Below are 15,816 nucleotides of genomic sequence, written 5' to 3' on the forward strand. Positions count from 1 at the left end.
CGCTTTCGAAAAAGTCCCCGCGCGTCCGCGTCCGAAGCCTTGACGGTCGGCGTGCCCTCTTCCTATCGTCCCTGCGAGCGACAAGAGTTGCGAAACTTTTTTCTGGACTGTGGAGGGAGTGACGCCCCATGGCCTCCGGACGGCGGCGGGCCCTGGTGGTGCGCGGCGGCTGCGCCGGCAACCGCCCCGTGCAGACGACGAACCTGTTCCTCCCGTTCCTCCGCGAGAACGGCTTCGAGATCCTCGTCGAGGACTCGCTGGAGGTCTACGAGGACGAGGACCTGCTGCACGGGACGGACCTCATCCTCCAGTGCTGGGCCCGCGGCGACATCACCCGCGGCGAGAGCGCGGGGCTGCTCGCGGCGGTCCGGGCCGGAACCGGCTTCGCCGGCTGGCACAGGGGAGTCGTCGACGCCTTCCCGGAGGACCCCGACTACCAGTTGATGACGGGCGGGACGTTCGCCGGCAACCCCGCGGGCCCCGTACCGCTGCGCGCCCACCTGCGCGCCGAGCACGCCGACCACCCGGTCATCGCCGGACTCGGCGACTTCGCGGTGGACGGCGACGCGTGCTGGACGCTGACCGACCCCCTGAACGACGTGTTGGCCACCGTCACGTTCGACCCCGACGACACGCGGCAGCGGGCTGTGGCCGTGCCCGCGGTGTGGACCAGGACGTGGGGCAAGGGGCGCGTCTTCGTCTCCACCGTCGGCCGTGTCCCCGCCGACTTCGCCGACCCGCGCGTACGCACCCTCACGCGGCGCGGACTCCTCTGGGCGAGCCGCTGACGGCCCGCCGGGCCGCTGCCGCCGGGCCGGCACCCGTCCGCGCCGACGCCCCCGCGGGCGCGGCTGCCCTCCGACCGAGCACGACCTCGACACGTACATCCCCCACTCTCGTAGGAGAGAACACGTGCACAAGAGACGACTGCACAGATTCCTCAGCCTGCTGACCGCCGGCCTCCTCGCCGGCCCGGCCGTCCTGCTGAGCACCGCCCCCGGGGCCGCCGCGGACGGGGCCCAGGCGGCGCCCGCCGCCGAGTTCCAGCAGGTGCCGCTGGCCAAGGGCGACGCCGAGACGGGCGAGCCGATGACCATGGCGATGCTCCCGGACGACTCGGTCCTGCACACCTCCCGCGACGGCACGGTGCGGCTGACCACCGCCAACGGCGACACGAGCGTGGCCGGCAAGCTCGACGTCTACAGCCACGACGAGGAGGGACTGCAAGGCGTCGGCGTCGACCCCGGGTTCGCGGACAACCGCTTCGTCTACCTCTACTACGCGCCGCCGCTCGACACCCCCGCGGGCGACGCGCCCGAGACGGGCACCGCCGCCGACTTCGCGCCGTTCGACGGCGTCAACCGGCTCTCCCGGTTCGTGCTGAAGGACGACGGCACCCTCGACGCGGGCAGCGAGAAGAAGGTCCTCGACGTGCCCGCCTCCCGCGGCGTGTGCTGCCACGTCGGCGGCGACATCGACTTCGACGCCGAGGGCAACCTGTACCTGTCCACCGGCGACGACACCAACCCGTTCCAGTCCGAGGGCTACTCGCCGATCGACGAACGGGCCGACCGCAACCCGGCCTTCGACGCCCAGCGCTCCTCGGCCAACACCAACGACCTGCGCGGCAAGATCCTCCGGGTCAAGGTCAACGCCGACGGCTCGTACGACATACCCGCCGGCAACCTCTTCGAGCCGGGCACCGAGAAGACCAGGCCCGAGATCTACGCCATGGGCTTCCGCAACCCGTTCCGCTTCAGCGTGGACAAGCCCACCGGCACCGTCTACGTCGGCGACTACGGCCCCGACGCCGGCGCCGCGAACCCCGACCGCGGCCCGGCCGGCCAGGTCGAGTTCGCCCGCGTCACCGAGGCCGGGAACTACGGCTGGCCGTACTGCACCGGCGACAACGACGCCTACAAGGAGTACGACTTCGGCACCGGCACCTCCGGCGCCGCCTACGACTGCGCCGCCCCCGTCAACAACTCGCGGAACAACACCGGCCTGACCGAGCTGCCGCCCGCGCAGGCCGCGTGGATCCCGTACAACGGCGACTCCGTGCCCGAGTTCGGCAACGGCTCTGAGTCGCCCATGGGCGGCCCCGTCTACCGCGAGGCGGAGACGGACCCCGAGTCGGAGCTGAAGTTCCCCGCCGAGTGGGACGGCGACTTCTTCGCCGGCGAGTACGGCCGCAAGTGGATCAAGCGCATCGAGCAGGCCGACGACGGCACCGTGCAGTCCATCAACGACTTCCCCTGGACCGGCACCCAGGTGATGGACATGGACTTCGGCTCGGACGGCGCGCTGTACGTCCTGGACTACGGCACCTCGCCCGACACGCGCGCGCTGTACCGCATCGAGAACGTCACCGGCGGCCGGTCCCCGATCGCCGAGGCGTCGGCCGACGTGACCTCCGGGCAGGCGCCGCTGGAGGTGAAGTTCTCCTCCGAGGGCACCACCGACCCGGACAGCACGGACCTGACGTACGCCTGGGACTTCGGTGACGGCGCCACCTCCGACCAGCCCGACCCGGCGCACACGTACGCCGAGAACGGCACGTACGACGCGACCCTGACGGTCACCGACCCCGAGGGGCGCGACGGCACCGCCAACGTGCAGGTCGTCGTGGGCAACACCGCGCCCACGGTGAAGCTGGACCTGCCGGAGAACGGGCAGCTGTTCTCCTTCGGTGACAAGGTTCCCTTCAAGGTCACCGTCACCGACCCCGAGGACAGCGACATCGACTGCTCGAAGGTGAAGGTCACCTACGGTGTCGGGCACGACTCGCACGCGCACCCCATCACCTCGGCCAACGGCTGCTCGGGCACGATCGACTCGCCCGCCGACGGTGAGCACGACCCGAACGCCAACCTCTTCGGCGACTTCACCGCCACGTACACCGACGGCGGCGGCGGTGGCCAGGGCGCCCTGACCGGCACGGACAAGTCCGTTGCCCAGCCCCGGCACCGGCAGGCCGAGCACTTCACCGACTCCCAGGGCGTCAAGCTCTTCAACAAGACCCCGGCGCACGGCGGCAAGACGGTCGGCGACATCCACAACGGCGACTGGATCGCCTTCGAGCCGTACGTCCTGTCGAACGCCACCGAGTTCACCGCCCGCATCTCCTCCGCCGGCGCCGGCGGCACCCTGGAGGTCCGCGCCGGTGCCCCCGACGGCAAGCTCCTCGGCTCCGCCGAGGTGCCGGTGACCGGCGGCTGGGAGACCTTCCAGGACGTGAAGACGGAGCTGTCGGGAGGAGCCCCGAAGGGCACCACCAAGCTCTACCTCGTCTTCAAGGGCACGGACGGTCCGTTCCTCTTCGACGTCGACGACTTCACGTTCGCGACCGGCGACGTGGCGGAGGAGGACGAGAAGGTCCTCGTCTTCTCCAAGACCGCCGGCTTCCGGCACGACTCCATCCCCGAGGGCATCACCGCCATCGAGGAGCTGGGCGCCGAGAACGGCTTCGGCGTGGACGCCACCGAGGACGGCGGCGCCTTCACCGCGGCGAACCTGGAGAAGTACGACGCGGTCGTCTTCCTCTCCACCACGGGCGACGTCCTGAACGCGGAGCAGCAGAAGGCGTTCGAGGACTACGTCGCCGACGGCGGCGGGTACGCCGGCGTCCACTCCGCGGCCGACAGCGAGTACGACTGGGAGTTCTACGGCGGCCTGGTGGGCGCGTACTTCGACGGCCACCCGGCGATCCAGGAGGCGACCGTCAAGGTCGAGGACCACAAGCACCCCGCGACCGAGCACCTGGAGAAGGAGTGGGTGCGTACCGACGAGTGGTACAACTACCGCACCAACCCGCGTGAGACGGCCCACGTCCTCGCCAGCCTGGACGAGTCCACCTACACCGGCGGCACCATGGACGGGGACCACCCCATCGCCTGGTGCCAGGACTACGAGGGCGGCCGGGCCTTCTACACGGGCGGTGGCCACACCAAGGAGTCGTACACCGAGCCCGCCTTCCGCACCCACCTGCTCGGCGGCATCCAGTACGCCGCGGGCGCGGTCGAGGGCGACTGCGACGACGCGAAGCCCGGCTACTCGTCGATCTTCGACGGCACGTCCACCGAGGGCTGGAAGCAGACCGGGCCCGGCTCCTTCCGCGTCGAGGACGGCACGCTGGTCTCCGAGGGCGGCATGGGGCTGTTCTGGTACGAGGCCGAGGAGTTCGGCTCGTACTCGCTGAAGCTGGACTGGAAGATGGCCGGGGACGACAACTCCGGCGTCTTCGTCGGCTTCCCGCCGCCCGCCGACCCGGGGGCGGCCATCAACAACGGATACGAGGTCCAGATCGACGCCACCGACACCCCCGACAAGACGACCGGCTCGATCTACGGCTTCCAGGCGCCCGACACGGCGGCGCGGGACAAGGCGCTCAACCCGCCGGGGGAGTGGAACACGTATGAGATACGGGTCGAGGGCGAGCGGCTGCAGGTCTTCCTCAATGATGTGAAGATCAACGACTTCACCAACACCGACCCGGTCCGCAGCCTGACGGACGGGCATGTGGGGATCCAGAACCACGGTGGGGACGACGAGGTGTCGTTCCGGAACATCAAGGTGAAGGACCTGTCGTGACCGTGACCGCCGTGGGCTGAGGGCGCTGGGACCTCCGTCCGCGGACGCACACCGCCCCCATGTCAACCACGGTTGACATGGGGGGAGGTGTCAACGTAGGTTGACGTCATGAGTGATGCGACCGAGCTTGCCGAGCGGGCCGGGGGCGCCGACCCCCGGGAAGGGCTCCGGGCCGTCGCCGCGCTGCGGCGGCTGCTGGAGCAACTGGAGGCCGTGCAGGTGCGCAGCGCGCGCCATCAGGGCTGGTCGTGGCAGGAGGTCGCGGCCGAACTGGGGGTCAGCCGGCAGGCGGTACACAAGAAGCACGGGAGGCGCTGATGTTCGAACGGTTCACCGGGTCCGCCAGGGAGGTCGTCCGCGGTGCGGCGGCCCGTGCGGAACGGGGCGGCGAGTCCCACGTCGCCGCCGAGCACCTGCTGCGGCAGCTCCTCGACGGATCCGGCACCCCCGGGGCCGTCGCGCTGGCCGCGGCCGGAGTCGACAGCGAGGAGCGGCGGGCCGGGGTGGTGCGAGGGCTGGACGAGGCGCGGCGGCGCGGCGGGCTGACGAAGTCCGAGACCGAGGCGCTGGCCGGCATCGGCATCGACGTCGCCGCGGTCGTCGACCGCGTCGAGTCCGCCCACGGCCCCGGGGCCCTCGCCCGGCGGCGGGCGTGGCGGCGGGGGCGTACCCGGTTCGACGCCGACGCCAAGGCCGTACTGGAACGGTCCCTCAGGATCGCCCTGGGGCGCGGCGACAAGGCCATCGGCGACCAGCACATCCTGCTCGCCCTCGCCGCCGCACCCGGCATCCCGGCCGAGGTGCTGGCGGACCACGGCGCCACGTACGCCGCCATCGAGGCGGCACTGCCGGCGGTGCAGCGCGCCGGGTGAGACGGGCGGCGGGTGAGACGGGCGGCGGGGCGGGCCGCAGGGTCGCGGTCGCCGCCCCGCCGGGGTCAGTGGCCCGTAGGCGCGTCACAGGCCGTAGTGTCACGGGCCGTAGGCGTCACCGGCCCCTCCGCGTCACAGGCCCGACAGCTGCCCGCCGTCCACCACCACCGTCGTGCCCGTCTGGAACGCCATGTCGTCCGACGCCAGGCCCAGCGCCGCCGACGCCATCTCCTCCGGCGTCGCCATCCGCTTGAAGGCGTCGATCCCCTGCCGGCCGAACTCCGCCTTCCGCGCCGCCCACTGCTCGTCGGTGTCGCCCGGCGGCCGGTGCACGTCCAGCATCGGCGTGTCCGTCATCCCCGGCGCCAGCGCCACCACGCGGATCCCGTGCGTGCCGTTCTCGATCGCCGCCGCCTGCACCAGGCCCTGCACGCTGTTCTTGCTCGCCGTGTACGAGCCGAGGCCGGGCCGCGTCCCGAACTGGTTGGACGACCCCGTGACGAGGATGACGCCGCCCCCGCGCGCCCGCATGAGCGGGATCTCGTACTTCATCGCGAGGAAGACGCCGCGCGTGTTGGTGAGCGTCACGTCGTCCCAGTCCGCCACCGAGACCTCGTGCAGGTCGGTGAACGGCTTCTGGATCCCCGCGTTGTTGAGCGCGATGTCGGGGCCGCCGTACTTCTGCGCCACCGCCTCGACGAACCCCCGCACCTCCTCCGGCCGGCGCACGTCGGCCCTGATGTACGTCGCCTCCCCGCCCGCCTTGCGGATCAGCCGCTCGACGTCCTGCCCCAGGTTCCGGCGCCGCCCGCAGAACCCGACCCGGGCGCCCTCCGCGGCGAACGCGATCGCCGCCGCCCGCCCGATGCCGGTCGTGGCGCCGGTGACGAGGACCGTCTTCCCCGCGTACCTGCCGCCGCCCCCGCCTTTCCCCGGCCGGCTGTTCGTCCCTCGCTCCTGTGCCGACGCCGTCCGCGCACCGGCTCCGAGGCCCACCCCCGCCGCGGCCATCGCCGCTGCCGCCCCGCCCAGTACGTGCCGCCGTCCCACCGACCCGCTGCTGCCGTCCTGCATGTGCTGTCCCTCCTCGACCTGCGGTACGGCTCCACCCTCCGGCCCGTACCCCGGCCGCCGCATCCGCCGCCCGGCGGCGGCCCGCACCGACCAACGGCGGTGGCGGGCCGCGACGACCCCCGACTTTCGTCGAATGTGCGTGTCGGCGGGGCTGTTTACGATGCCGGTATGTCCACCGCCGAACGGCCCGTGCGCCGCGCACTGCTGACACCGCCGCAGCTCCGGCTGCTGCTGGCGGCCGGGTTCGCCTTCGTCGTCGTCAAGTCGGTGCGGGCGGCGCTGACCGAGCAGGCGGGTCTGGTCACGTCGCCGGCGGCGAGCGCCGTCGTCGCCGTCGTGCTGTGCGCGGTGCTGCCGCTGTGCCGCCGGATGCCGGTGGCGGTGGCGGCGGTGACGGGCGCGGGGTTCCTGCTGGAGAGCCAGCTCTGGCCGGTGTTCATCGCGCTGTACGCGGTCACGGTGTGGCGGTCGCGGGTGGTCGCCGTCGCGCTGACCGGCGCCGTGTTCGTACCGGCGGCCTTCGGCCCGTACCGCGAGCTGGTGAACATGCCGCAGGTCATGCTCTTCCCCTGCGCGGTGCTCGCCGTGCCGCTGGCCGTCGGCCTGGCCGCGCGCAGCCAGCGTGACCTGACCGGCTCGCTCGCCCGGCAGTTGGAGCACCTGGAGGCGGCGAACCGGCTGCGCGACGAGCAGGTGCGGATGGCGGAACGCGCGCGCATCGCCCGCGAGATGCACGACGTCCTCGCCCACCGGCTCAGCCTGCTCGTCCTGCACACCGGCGTGCTCCAGCGCCGCGGCGAGGCCGTCCCCGAGCCCGTACGCGAACGCCTCGACCTCCTCCGTACGACGAGCGCGCACGCCCTGGACGACCTGCGGGACCTGCTGGGCGCCCTGCGCGACCACGAGGGCCCGGTCCCGCTGGCCCCCACCGCCGACGACCTGCCCGCCCTCGTCGCCGAGTCGGAGCGCGCCGGCACCCGGGTCCGCGCCCGCACCGACGACCTCGCCGGCCTGCCGGCCGCAGTCCGCCTCGCCGCCCACCGCATCGTGCAGGAGGCCCTCACGAACGCCCGCAAGCACGCTCCCGGCATGCCGGTCGACCTCACGGTGGCGGTGACGGGGACGACGGTGGCGATACGGGCCGAGAACGAGTGCGGCGTCGCGGCGGAGGGGGCCGGGGGGTCGCGCGGATACGGCCTGGTGGGCATAGCCGAGCGGGTGGCCGCCCTGCACGGCGAACTCACCACGGGGCGCGCCGCCGACGGCAGGTTCGTGCTCACCGCCGAACTGCCCGTGCCCGTACACCCGGTGGAGGAACCGCCGGTGCTGAGCGGGGCGGCCCGGTGATCCGCGTCCTGGTCGTCGACGACGACGCGTTCGTACGCGCGGGGCTGAGGGACCTCGTCGCCACCGACGACGGGCTCGAACTCGCCGGGGAGGCCGCCGACGGCCGGGCCGCGGTGGCGGCGGCCCGCAGCAGGCGGGTCGACGTCGCCCTGGTGGACATCCGCATGCCCGGCATGGACGGTATCGCCGCCACCGCCGAGCTCAGCCGGCTGCCGGACCCGCCCGCGGTCATCGTGCTCACCACGTTCGACCTCGACGAGTACGTCTACGGCGCGCTGGCGGCGGGCGCCGCGGGGTTCCTGCTGAAGGACACCCCGCCGGACGCCATCCTCCAGGCGGTCCACGTGGTCGCCGCGGGCGCCGCGATGCTCTCCCCGACGGTCACCCGCACGGTCATCGGCCGCTTCCACCGGCCGGAGGCCACCCGCAGCCAGGCGGCGAGGGAGGCGGCGGCGCGGCTCACGCCGCGGGAGCGGCAGGTGCTGTCGGCGGTGGCGGACGGGATGACGAACGCGGAGATCGGGGCGCTGCTGCGGCTGCGGGAGTCGACGGTGAAGGCCCATGTGAGCCGGATCCTGGCGGAGTTGGGGGTGGCGAACAGGGTGCAGGCGGCGCTGGTGGCGCGGGACCTGGCGGGGTGAGGGGCCCGAGGGCCGGGGCCCGCGGTGCCGGGCGTTTTCCGATCCGCACCGGTTCGGCGCGGTTTGGGGACAGCTACCTGCCTGCTGCGTCCGCCGCCCGGAGGGCGTCATCGTCGGACCGTCCCAGCAACTGAACTGACGGCGGCGGTACCCCCTCAGCGTCTTCGGCCCCGCCGGGGTGCCCAGTTCGTACCCAGGCCGGCCAACCGCAGAGCAAGCAGGGTGAGCCCGACGAGCATCAGGCTCGTCGGGCTGAAGACGGGGTCGGTCGACGTCTCGGTGGCCTTCACGATGAACGCGATACCGAAGAGCACGGAGGCGGCCATGGCGAGCATCTTCTCTCCACTCCTTGGGAAGTCCTGGGACGCTCGGGGACGCGCCGGGAGAAGGTGCCCACCGGCGCCGGGGCCTGTGGCCGGTGCCTCAGAAGGGCATCTTCCCGCGGCCTTTGCGACCCGCGGAGCCGCTGCGGCCGACCGCCTTCTGGCTGCTGCGGAACGGCTTGCTGAAGATCCGCCCGAGAATCCCGGGGGCCTTGCCCGCGGTTCGCGTCCCCACGGCCAGGGACTTCTGCGTACCCCGCTCGGGGTGCCGCGACAGCCGCGGCACCAGGAAGGCCAACACCAGCAGCACCGCACAAACCGCAACGATCCCGACAACCACCATGCCTCTGCCTTCCTTTCCGTGTGCGACTCCACTCGTTCACGTGGACCGGGGCACCGGCGGCGCCCACGGAAGACGCGGGTACCCGGCGAATCCGGCTCGAAACAGAGTTCGAAGACCGCGAGCGGGTAGCCGCGCGTACGCCCCCCACTGAGGAGAGGAGCCTGAGCGCTGTGTCCCAGACAGCGGAAACCCCGGCGGCCGAAGCCGCGACCCGGCTCAGACGGCGACTTGAGCGCCTCGTCGGCGTCGCGGCGACGGAGGGCAACTCCCTGCGCCCGCTGCGCAACGGCGACGAGATCTTCCCCGCCATGCTCGACGCCATCGCCGCCGCCGAGCACACCATCGACCTGATGACCTTCGTGTACTGGAAGGGCGAGATCGCCCGCCGGTTCGCGGAGGCCCTCGCCGAACGGGCCCGCCACGGCGTGCGCGTACGGCTGCTGCTCGACGGCTTCGGCAGCCGGCTGATCGAACAGGACCAGCTCGATCTGATCGAGCGGGCGGGCGCGGAGGTGTCGTGGTTCCGGCGGCCGGGCCGCCTCTCGCCCTTCAAGCAGAACCACCGCTGCCACCGCAAGGTGCTCGTCGTGGACGAGCAGGTGGCCTTCACCGGCGGCGTGGGGATAGCCGAGGAATGGTGCGGCGACGCGCGGAACGAGAACGAATGGCGGGACACGCACGTCGAGCTGCGCGGCCCCGCCGTCGACGGCCTGGCCGCCGCGTTCGCCCAGAACTGGGCCGAGTGCCACGACGTCCTCTTCGACGACTTCGACCGCTTCCGCGACCACTCCCCGCAGGGCGACTCCGTCGTGCAGGTGGTGCGCGGGTCCGCCAGCGTCGGCTGGCAGGACATGCAGACCCTGATACGCGTGATGCTGGAGTCCGCCCAGGAGCGCTTCCGCCTCACCACCGCCTACTTCGCCCCCGACGACTACTTCGTCGGCCTGCTGTGCGCCACTGCCAGGCGCGGGGTGGACGTGGAGATCGTGCTGCCGGGACCGCACATGGACAAGCGGGTCTGCCAGATCGCCGGGCAGGACCACTACGACGAGCTGCTGGACTGCGGGGTACGGATCTGGCAGTACCAGCCGACGATGATGCACACCAAGGTGGCCACGATGGACCACATGGCCTCGCTGATCGGCTCGACCAACTTCAACCGGCGGTCCCTCGACCACGACGAAGAGGTCATGCTCGCCGTCATCGACAAGTCGTTCACCGCCGTGCTGGACGAACACTTCGAGGCCGACATCCAGCTCGCCGAGCGCATCGAGCCGGGCCGCTGGCGCCGTCGCCCGGCCGGCCAGCGAGCCAAGGAACTCGCCACCCGGCCACTACGGCGCTTCCTGTGATGCCGGGCGGAGGTCAGGCGGTGAGTTCGCCCGCCTTGACGGCGCTGACGAAGGCGGACCAGGCGGCGGCCTCGAAGATCAGGGCGGGGCCGTTAGGGTCCTTGCTGTCACGAACGGGCACGAGGGCGGGGTGGCCGTCGGAGACCTCAATGCATTCGCCGCCGTCGGAGTTGCTGTAGCTGCTCTTGCGCCAAGTGGCGAGACTCAGGTCGATGCGTCGCACGGTACTTCCTCCAACGTCTTCACGATGAGATTGCGCGACTCGGTCGGGGAGAGCGCCAGGTCGCGCACCGCATCGTATGCGAGCTGCAAACGCTCAACTGACCTGTTTTCCTGGACGAGTTCGCCGCGATAGGCGTTCTCTGTGTAGGCCACGGTACGCCCCTCCGGCTGGCGCAGAAACATAACTGCGGTGCTGTCGAGGCCGTAGGGCCCGGCGCTGAACGGCAGGACCTGGAGCGTCACGTGTGGCCATCCGGCGACCTCAATCAGGTGCTCCAGTTGTGCGCGCCACGCTGGAGCGTCCCGCGGCGCTGTGCGGAGTGCGGCCTCGGAGATGATGCTACGGAAGTGCGGTGCGCCCTTGCCCTCCAGCCACTCGTGGCGAGTGATGCGAGCCTTGACCTGTCTGTTCAGCTCCTCGCCCGCTGCGCCGCCGGACGCGATGACCGCGCGGGCGTACCCCTCCGTCTGGAGGAGCCCGGGGATGTAGCTCACCGCGAAATGCCACAGGCTCGTGGCCTGTCGCTCCAGCGCCATGTAGCGCCGGTACTGCTCCTTGAACTGCCTGGTGTCCGCCACCGCCAGCTCCCACAGGGCCAGTAACAGGCCCGGCGTCCCGTAGTGCTGGTCCAGTGCCTCGACTACTTCCGGTCCGCCGAGGCCTTCCCCGGTCTCCATCTTATGGAACAGCGATGCGTCCCACCCCAGCACCTCGCTGAGCTGGCGAAGGGTGTCCCCCTTTTTCGTGCGTAGCGACTTGAGTTCCTGCGCGAACCGTTGGCGCGGCTCAAGGCTACGGCCGGTAATCACATTCCGCTGTGGCATGCGCCGATCTCCATGGACGTTGTTGATTTTGGGGCTCCTGAAATCCCCGTAGACCCCTGGGGCGTCCTGACGCACCCTCCGGGGCCTCACACTCGTAGTCAATCCGCTACGGAACGTAGCTGTCCAGCCCTCTGTCCAATTGCTCAACCGGCCTACGGAGCCAGCCCATGAACACCACGTGGAAGATGCTCTTCACCCCCAGCGCCCAGAGCGTCCGTCTCGTCCGTGCCCAGGTCACCAAGGCACTCGCCGGGTGGGGCTGCTGCGGGGGTGCCGCCGAGGACGTGGTGTTGATCTGTAGCGAGTTGGCGACCAACGCCGTCCAGCACGGGCGGACACCCGGGCGGTTGTTCATGGTCCGCCTCACGCTCCGTGGGCGGGTCTGTCTCGTCGAGGTGAGCGACGCGATCCGCGTGCCGCCCCGCGAGCTCGCCGCCGGGCCCGAGGACGAGCGCGGGCGGGGGCTTCGGTTGGTTGCGGAGCTGGCGGACGGCATGGGGCACCACGACCGGGAGCCGCTGGGAAAGACGGTGTGGGCCCGGGTCACTCTGCCGGGCTGACGGCGGGGCGGGCCGGGGGTCAGCCGCCCGCCGTTACCGTTACTTCCTTCGTGAACGGGCCCCACTTCCCGTCCGGCAGCTTCGCCCGCACCTTCACCGCGTACGTCGCCCTCTTCTGCTTCTCCAGCGGCAGGCTGAGACGGCCCGTGTCCTTCGGCGCCGACTCGCCCAGCGTCAACTGCGAGGCGAACTTCCCGTTCAGGTGGACCTCGTACCCCGTGACGTCCCCGTCCGCCTTGGGTGCGTTCCAGACGAGGTCGAGGTTCCACACCCCGGCGTCCTCGCGGGCCGTCGCCTGGAGGTCCGTCGGGACCTCCGCACCGGCCCTGCCCTCCGGCTCCGACTCCGTCGTGACCGATGCCGGAGGGCTGTCCGGACTGGAGTTGTCGAGGGCGTCGCGTGCCCTCACCGTGAAGGTGTAATCGGTATCCGGGCGGAGGGTGGTGACCGCCGCGGTGGTCTCCGTGCCGCCGACGCTGTGGATCTTGGTGCCCTCCTGGTAGATGTCGTAGGACGTGACTCCCTTGTTGTCCTTCGACTCCGCCCAGGTCAGGGTGGCAGAACGCGGCCCGTCCGCACGGGCCTTGAGGCTCGCGGGGCCGGTCGGGGGCTCGCTGTCGTCGGCGTCCGCGGACGGGGTGGTGACCGCGGCGGCCTTGCCCGCGCCGGAGAGTTTGCCGTCCTCGTCCCGGGCGCGTACGGAGAAGGTGTACGAGGACGACGGCTTGAGCCCGGTGATGTCGATCATGTGCTTCGCCGCGGGCACGTTCTGGATCTTCTTGCCGTTGCGGTACACCTCGTACCGCTTGATGTTCTCCGCCTCCGCCGCCTTGTTCCACATGACGTGCACCGACGTGGACGTGCTGGTGTAGACGGTCACGCCGGTCGGCACCGTGGGTGTTTCGGGCGGCTCGGCGGCATCGCTGTCCGAGCCGCAGGAGGTCACGGTCAGGGCCAGGAGGCAGGCGGCGGTGGTGCTCAGCGCGGCGAGCGTGGGGGTGGGCCTCACAGGGACGCCTCTCATCGTGCGAAGCAAAGGTCCAGACCTTTTTCGCACACTCACCGCGTACATTTCAAGACGTCGGCAGCGCCCCGCGGTTCAGCCCTTCCTGCCGCCCCTGTCGCCATCCCTGTTGCCGCCCACGCGCAGCAGCGCCGTCAAGTGCGCCGCCGCCGTGGACAGATGCCGGCGGGCCTCGCGCAACTGCTCCGGCGCCACGCCGTTGTCGCGGGCCGCGTCACGGACGTCGTCCCGGAACCGGTCGAGCAGGCGCTCCAGTTCGCGGGCCAGCTCGGCGGGGGTGGCGTCCTGCGGGGTGTCCTCCTCGGCCCACTCCGGAGTGTCGGCGGGGGCCGGCTTGACGTACGACGGCCAGGGCGTGCTGACTCCGCCCATGCCGCCGTTGCCCGTGCCGGCGGGCATCCCCCCGGGGGCGCCGGCCGGGGTGCCGGGGGCGGCTGCGTCGGCCACCTTGTCCGCCGGGGTGCCGGACGGCGTGCCCGTGTCCGTGCCGGTCCCCGTTCCCGTGCCGCGGCCGCCGAAGCCGCCCAGGTTCCCCAACTCCCGCGTCAGCTCCGCCAGTCCGTCCATCAGGCCGCCCTGCCAGTCGCCCGTACGCACCCGCGTCTGCACCTGCTCCTGCACCTGCCGCGCGATCCGCTCCGCCTCGCTGCGCACCCGCTCCTGCGTCTCGCGCGCGTGCCTGCGCGCCTGCTCCGCGTCCTGCCGGGCCCGCCGCGTCTCGTCCTTCGCGCGCTTCGCCTGCTCCTTGAACTCCTGCTTCGCCCGCTTGAAGTCCTCCTTCGCCTGCCGCCACGACTCCTTCTCCCCGGCGCTCGCGCCGCGGGCGCCGCCCGACGTGCGGGCCTCCTTCGCGGCCTGGCGCATCTCGCGGCGCAGGTCGCTGGCCGTGCCGCTGACGTCGGCCTGGATCTCGGCGGCCAGTTCCGCGACGGACTCGCGGATCTCCAGCTCCAGTTCCGCCAGCTCCGCCTGACGGGCGGCGAGTTCGGCGCGGCCCGCCTCGGTGATCGCGTAGACCTTCCGGCCGCCCTCGGAGGTGTGCGTGACCAGGCCCTCGGTCTCCAGCTTGGCGAGCCGCGGGTAGACGGTGCCCGCGGAGGGGGCGTACAGGCCCTGGAAGCGCTCTTCGAGGAGGCGGATCACCTCGTAGCCGTGGCGGGGGGCCTCGTCCAGCAGCTTCAGCAGGTAGAGCCGGAGGCGGCCGTGGGCGAAGACGGGAGGCATGTCAGAGCACCTTCTTGTCGGCCGGGCCGGCGGCGTCGGCCGGACCTGTCGAGTCCCGCGGGCCCGTCGCGTCCTGCGGACCCGTCCTGTCGTACGCGTCCTGCGGGCCCGTCCCACCGTCCGGGCCCTCCGGGCCGCCGCCCGGCGGCTCGTCCGCCGGGCCCTCCTCCGCCCCCGCCGGGCGGCGGAGCAGCGCCAGGGCGCCGGACACCGTCGTCGCCCGGAGTGAGCCCTTGCCCGCCCCCAGGCGGCCCTCGACCGACTTCGCCCCCCACTGGCCGCCGACGTCCAGCGCCGCGAACGCGTTGGAGACCGCCCCGCTCGTCGTGCTCGCGTGCACCTCCACGTCCGGCTCGTCGGGCAGCCTTATGGCGATCTCGCCGGAGACCGTGTTCACCCGGACGTTCGCGGCGCGGGCCGCGGGGGAGAGGTCGATGACCATGTCACCGCTGACGGTGTCGGCCTGGACGGCGCCGCCCGCGCCGTCGATGAGCGTGAGGCACCCGGAGACGGAGTTGTAGCGCAGGTCGCCTTCGAGGGCCTGGGCCTCCAGCTCCCCCGACACCGTGTCGGCGCGGACCGGGCCCGAGAGCCCGACGAGGGTGGCCCCGCCGCTCACCCCGCGTACGTCCGTACGCCCCGCGATCCCGGAGACGACCGCGTCGGCGCCGACGACGCCGACCTCGACGCGGGCGGTGGCCGGCACGGCCAGCGAGACGACCACGCGGCGGCGCCAGCCCTTGCGGTCGAGCCACTTCAGGAAGCCGCGCCAGGGCAGGTCCTCGTACGCGACCGTCAGTTCGCCGTCCTCCAGGGAGACGCGCAGCGGCGGGCCCTCGATCTCGCTGACCTCCAGGCGCGCCGCGCCCGGCCGGCCGGTGTCGTCGTGGGCTCCGACGACGTGCACGGCTCCGTTGACGATCCGCACCTTCAGGGCCGTGACCGGCTCCTCGAAAGCGAGGGTCTGGGGATCGGCCACCAGCTGCACCGGCATCCACGGCCTCCTGACTCGGGCTCTGGCGAGCGCTCGCACTCAACGCAACATATCGCGTCTCTGCCAAGACACGATATATCGCGGTGCGGGGAAGTCAAGCGGGCGGCTACTCCCCGTCCTCGTCGTCGAGGCGGGCCAGCCAGGTGGCCAGCCGCTCGACCGGAACCTCGAACTCCGGGTTCAGGTCGACGAACGTGCGCAACTGCTCGGCAAGCCACTCGAGGGTGACCTCCTCCTCGCCGCGCCGCTTCTCCAGCTCCTCGATGCCGCGGTCGGTGAAGTACATGGTGGGTGCTCCGGAAGGGGGGAAGGAGAGGGGAAGGTGACCGGTTCAGTATCGCTCACCACGGAGGATGACCGGCCGGCAGCCGCGGGTACCGTCGCGGGGCGGCGGTCCGCGGACTAATGTCGGTGCATTGGGCACC

17 protein-coding genes are annotated in these 15,816 nt (G+C 71.9%); 8 read left to right on the forward strand and 9 right to left on the reverse strand.

Annotated elements, in window-relative coordinates:
- The first annotated feature begins 128 nt into the window (after positions 1-128).
- The 4 genes from LG396_RS14100 to LG396_RS14115 all read left to right on the forward strand — a co-directional run bounded on the left by LG396_RS14100 (position 129) and on the right by LG396_RS14115 (position 5,462).
- Complete coding sequence (locus LG396_RS14100) at positions 129-788, forward strand: ThuA domain-containing protein (protein ID WP_225795010.1); 660 nt, start codon at positions 129-131, stop codon at positions 786-788.
- A gap of 124 nt (positions 789-912) precedes the next feature.
- Positions 913-4,590: a ThuA domain-containing protein gene (locus LG396_RS14105; RefSeq protein WP_225795011.1), complete on the forward strand. Its 3,678-nt coding sequence runs from the start codon at positions 913-915 to the stop codon at positions 4,588-4,590.
- 108 nt (positions 4,591-4,698) lie between these two features.
- The gene (locus tag LG396_RS14110) at positions 4,699-4,908 is read left to right on the forward strand and encodes a helix-turn-helix domain-containing protein (RefSeq protein ID WP_225795012.1); all 210 of its coding nucleotides are present in this window, start codon (positions 4,699-4,701) and stop codon (positions 4,906-4,908) included.
- The gene (locus LG396_RS14115; RefSeq protein ID WP_225795013.1) at positions 4,908-5,462 is read left to right on the forward strand and encodes a Clp protease N-terminal domain-containing protein; all 555 of its coding nucleotides are present in this window, start codon (positions 4,908-4,910) and stop codon (positions 5,460-5,462) included. Before LG396_RS14110 ends, LG396_RS14115 begins: the two co-directional genes overlap by 1 nt.
- A 132-nt stretch (positions 5,463-5,594) precedes the next feature.
- Here the strand turns inward: LG396_RS14115 and LG396_RS14120 are convergent, their stop codons facing one another.
- Positions 5,595-6,536, reverse strand: coding sequence for an SDR family NAD(P)-dependent oxidoreductase (locus LG396_RS14120; protein WP_100298930.1), 942 nt, complete (start codon positions 6,534-6,536; stop codon positions 5,595-5,597).
- A 168-nt stretch (positions 6,537-6,704) separates the two neighbouring features.
- On the opposite strand from LG396_RS14120, the gene LG396_RS14125 reads away from it, so the two are divergent.
- Both LG396_RS14125 and LG396_RS14130 read left to right on the forward strand, forming a co-directional pair.
- A complete protein-coding gene (locus LG396_RS14125; RefSeq protein WP_225795014.1) occupies positions 6,705-7,883 on the forward strand; it encodes a sensor histidine kinase in 1,179 nt (392 codons plus the stop codon).
- Positions 7,880-8,524 (forward strand): response regulator transcription factor, encoded by a 645-nt coding sequence (locus tag LG396_RS14130; RefSeq protein ID WP_225795015.1) that lies wholly within the window; start codon positions 7,880-7,882, stop codon positions 8,522-8,524. Before LG396_RS14125 ends, LG396_RS14130 begins: the two co-directional genes overlap by 4 nt.
- Positions 8,525-8,679: 155 nt before the next feature.
- Here LG396_RS14130 and LG396_RS14135 read toward each other — a convergent pair whose 3' ends face one another.
- Together LG396_RS14135 and LG396_RS14140 are read right to left on the reverse strand one after the other, a co-directional pair.
- A complete protein-coding gene (locus LG396_RS14135; RefSeq protein ID WP_225795016.1) occupies positions 8,680-8,859 on the reverse strand; it encodes a hypothetical protein in 180 nt (59 codons plus the stop codon).
- An 88-nt stretch (positions 8,860-8,947) separates the two neighbouring features.
- Entirely contained in the window at positions 8,948-9,190 is a 243-nt protein-coding gene (locus tag LG396_RS14140; RefSeq protein WP_225795017.1) for a DUF6411 family protein, read from the reverse strand.
- A gap of 170 nt (positions 9,191-9,360) precedes the next feature.
- On the opposite strand from LG396_RS14140, the gene LG396_RS14145 reads away from it, so the two are divergent.
- Positions 9,361-10,542: a phospholipase D-like domain-containing protein gene (locus LG396_RS14145; RefSeq protein WP_225795018.1), complete on the forward strand. Its 1,182-nt coding sequence runs from the start codon at positions 9,361-9,363 to the stop codon at positions 10,540-10,542.
- Between the two features lie 13 nt (positions 10,543-10,555).
- On the opposite strand, the gene LG396_RS14150 is transcribed toward LG396_RS14145, so the two are convergent.
- Together LG396_RS14150 and LG396_RS14155 are read right to left on the reverse strand one after the other, a co-directional pair.
- Complete coding sequence (locus LG396_RS14150) at positions 10,556-10,765, reverse strand: DUF397 domain-containing protein (protein ID WP_225795019.1); 210 nt, start codon at positions 10,763-10,765, stop codon at positions 10,556-10,558.
- Positions 10,747-11,589, reverse strand: coding sequence for a helix-turn-helix domain-containing protein (locus tag LG396_RS14155; protein WP_225795020.1), 843 nt, complete (start codon positions 11,587-11,589; stop codon positions 10,747-10,749). The genes LG396_RS14150 and LG396_RS14155 overlap by 19 nt, the downstream gene beginning before the upstream one ends.
- 167 nt (positions 11,590-11,756) lie before the next feature.
- Here LG396_RS14155 and LG396_RS14160 point away from each other — a divergent pair, with 167 nt between their 5' ends.
- Positions 11,757-12,149 carry an ATP-binding protein gene (locus LG396_RS14160; protein WP_225795021.1) on the forward strand — a complete coding sequence of 131 codons (393 nt, stop codon included), beginning with the start codon at positions 11,757-11,759 and terminating at the stop codon, positions 12,147-12,149.
- Between the two features lie 19 nt (positions 12,150-12,168).
- Here the strand turns inward: LG396_RS14160 and LG396_RS14165 are convergent, their stop codons facing one another.
- The 4 genes from LG396_RS14165 to LG396_RS14180 all read right to left on the reverse strand — a co-directional run bounded on the left by LG396_RS14165 (position 12,169) and on the right by LG396_RS14180 (position 15,677).
- On the reverse strand, positions 12,169-13,158 hold the full coding sequence (locus tag LG396_RS14165) for a fibronectin type III domain-containing protein (RefSeq protein WP_225795022.1): 990 nt from the start codon (positions 13,156-13,158) through the stop codon (positions 12,169-12,171).
- 90 nt (positions 13,159-13,248) lie between these two features.
- Positions 13,249-14,397 (reverse strand): PadR family transcriptional regulator, encoded by a 1,149-nt coding sequence (locus LG396_RS14170; RefSeq protein WP_225795023.1) that lies wholly within the window; start codon positions 14,395-14,397, stop codon positions 13,249-13,251.
- 1 nt (position 14,398) lies between these two features.
- A complete protein-coding gene (locus tag LG396_RS14175; protein ID WP_225795024.1) occupies positions 14,399-15,391 on the reverse strand; it encodes a DUF4097 family beta strand repeat-containing protein in 993 nt (330 codons plus the stop codon).
- Positions 15,392-15,497: 106 nt separating this feature from the next.
- Complete coding sequence (locus tag LG396_RS14180; protein WP_225795025.1) at positions 15,498-15,677, reverse strand: DUF6104 family protein; 180 nt, start codon at positions 15,675-15,677, stop codon at positions 15,498-15,500.
- Positions 15,678-15,816: the final 139 nt, after the last annotated feature.

The sequence above is a fragment of the Streptomyces aculeolatus genome, from assembly GCF_020400605.1.
Taxonomy (GTDB): domain Bacteria; phylum Actinomycetota; class Actinomycetes; order Streptomycetales; family Streptomycetaceae; genus Streptomyces; species Streptomyces aculeolatus.

Coding starts and splice junctions, on each gene's coding strand:
- LG396_RS14120 (WP_100298930.1), bottom strand. CDS start 6,536: ATGCAGGACGGCAGCAGCGGGTCGGTGGGACGGCGGCACGTACTGGGC.
- LG396_RS14175 (WP_225795024.1), bottom strand. CDS start 15,391: ATGCCGGTGCAGCTGGTGGCCGATCCCCAGACCCTCGCTTTCGAGGAG.
- LG396_RS14125 (WP_225795014.1), top strand. CDS start 6,705: ATGTCCACCGCCGAACGGCCCGTGCGCCGCGCACTGCTGACACCGCCG.
- LG396_RS14100 (WP_225795010.1), top strand. CDS start 129: ATGGCCTCCGGACGGCGGCGGGCCCTGGTGGTGCGCGGCGGCTGCGCC.
- LG396_RS14110 (WP_225795012.1), top strand. CDS start 4,699: ATGAGTGATGCGACCGAGCTTGCCGAGCGGGCCGGGGGCGCCGACCCC.
- LG396_RS14115 (WP_225795013.1), top strand. CDS start 4,908: ATGTTCGAACGGTTCACCGGGTCCGCCAGGGAGGTCGTCCGCGGTGCG.
- LG396_RS14170 (WP_225795023.1), bottom strand. CDS start 14,397: ATGCCTCCCGTCTTCGCCCACGGCCGCCTCCGGCTCTACCTGCTGAAG.
- LG396_RS14160 (WP_225795021.1), top strand. CDS start 11,757: ATGAACACCACGTGGAAGATGCTCTTCACCCCCAGCGCCCAGAGCGTC.
- LG396_RS14135 (WP_225795016.1), bottom strand. CDS start 8,859: ATGCTCGCCATGGCCGCCTCCGTGCTCTTCGGTATCGCGTTCATCGTG.
- LG396_RS14180 (WP_225795025.1), bottom strand. CDS start 15,677: ATGTACTTCACCGACCGCGGCATCGAGGAGCTGGAGAAGCGGCGCGGC.
- LG396_RS14140 (WP_225795017.1), bottom strand. CDS start 9,190: ATGGTGGTTGTCGGGATCGTTGCGGTTTGTGCGGTGCTGCTGGTGTTG.
- LG396_RS14155 (WP_225795020.1), bottom strand. CDS start 11,589: ATGCCACAGCGGAATGTGATTACCGGCCGTAGCCTTGAGCCGCGCCAA.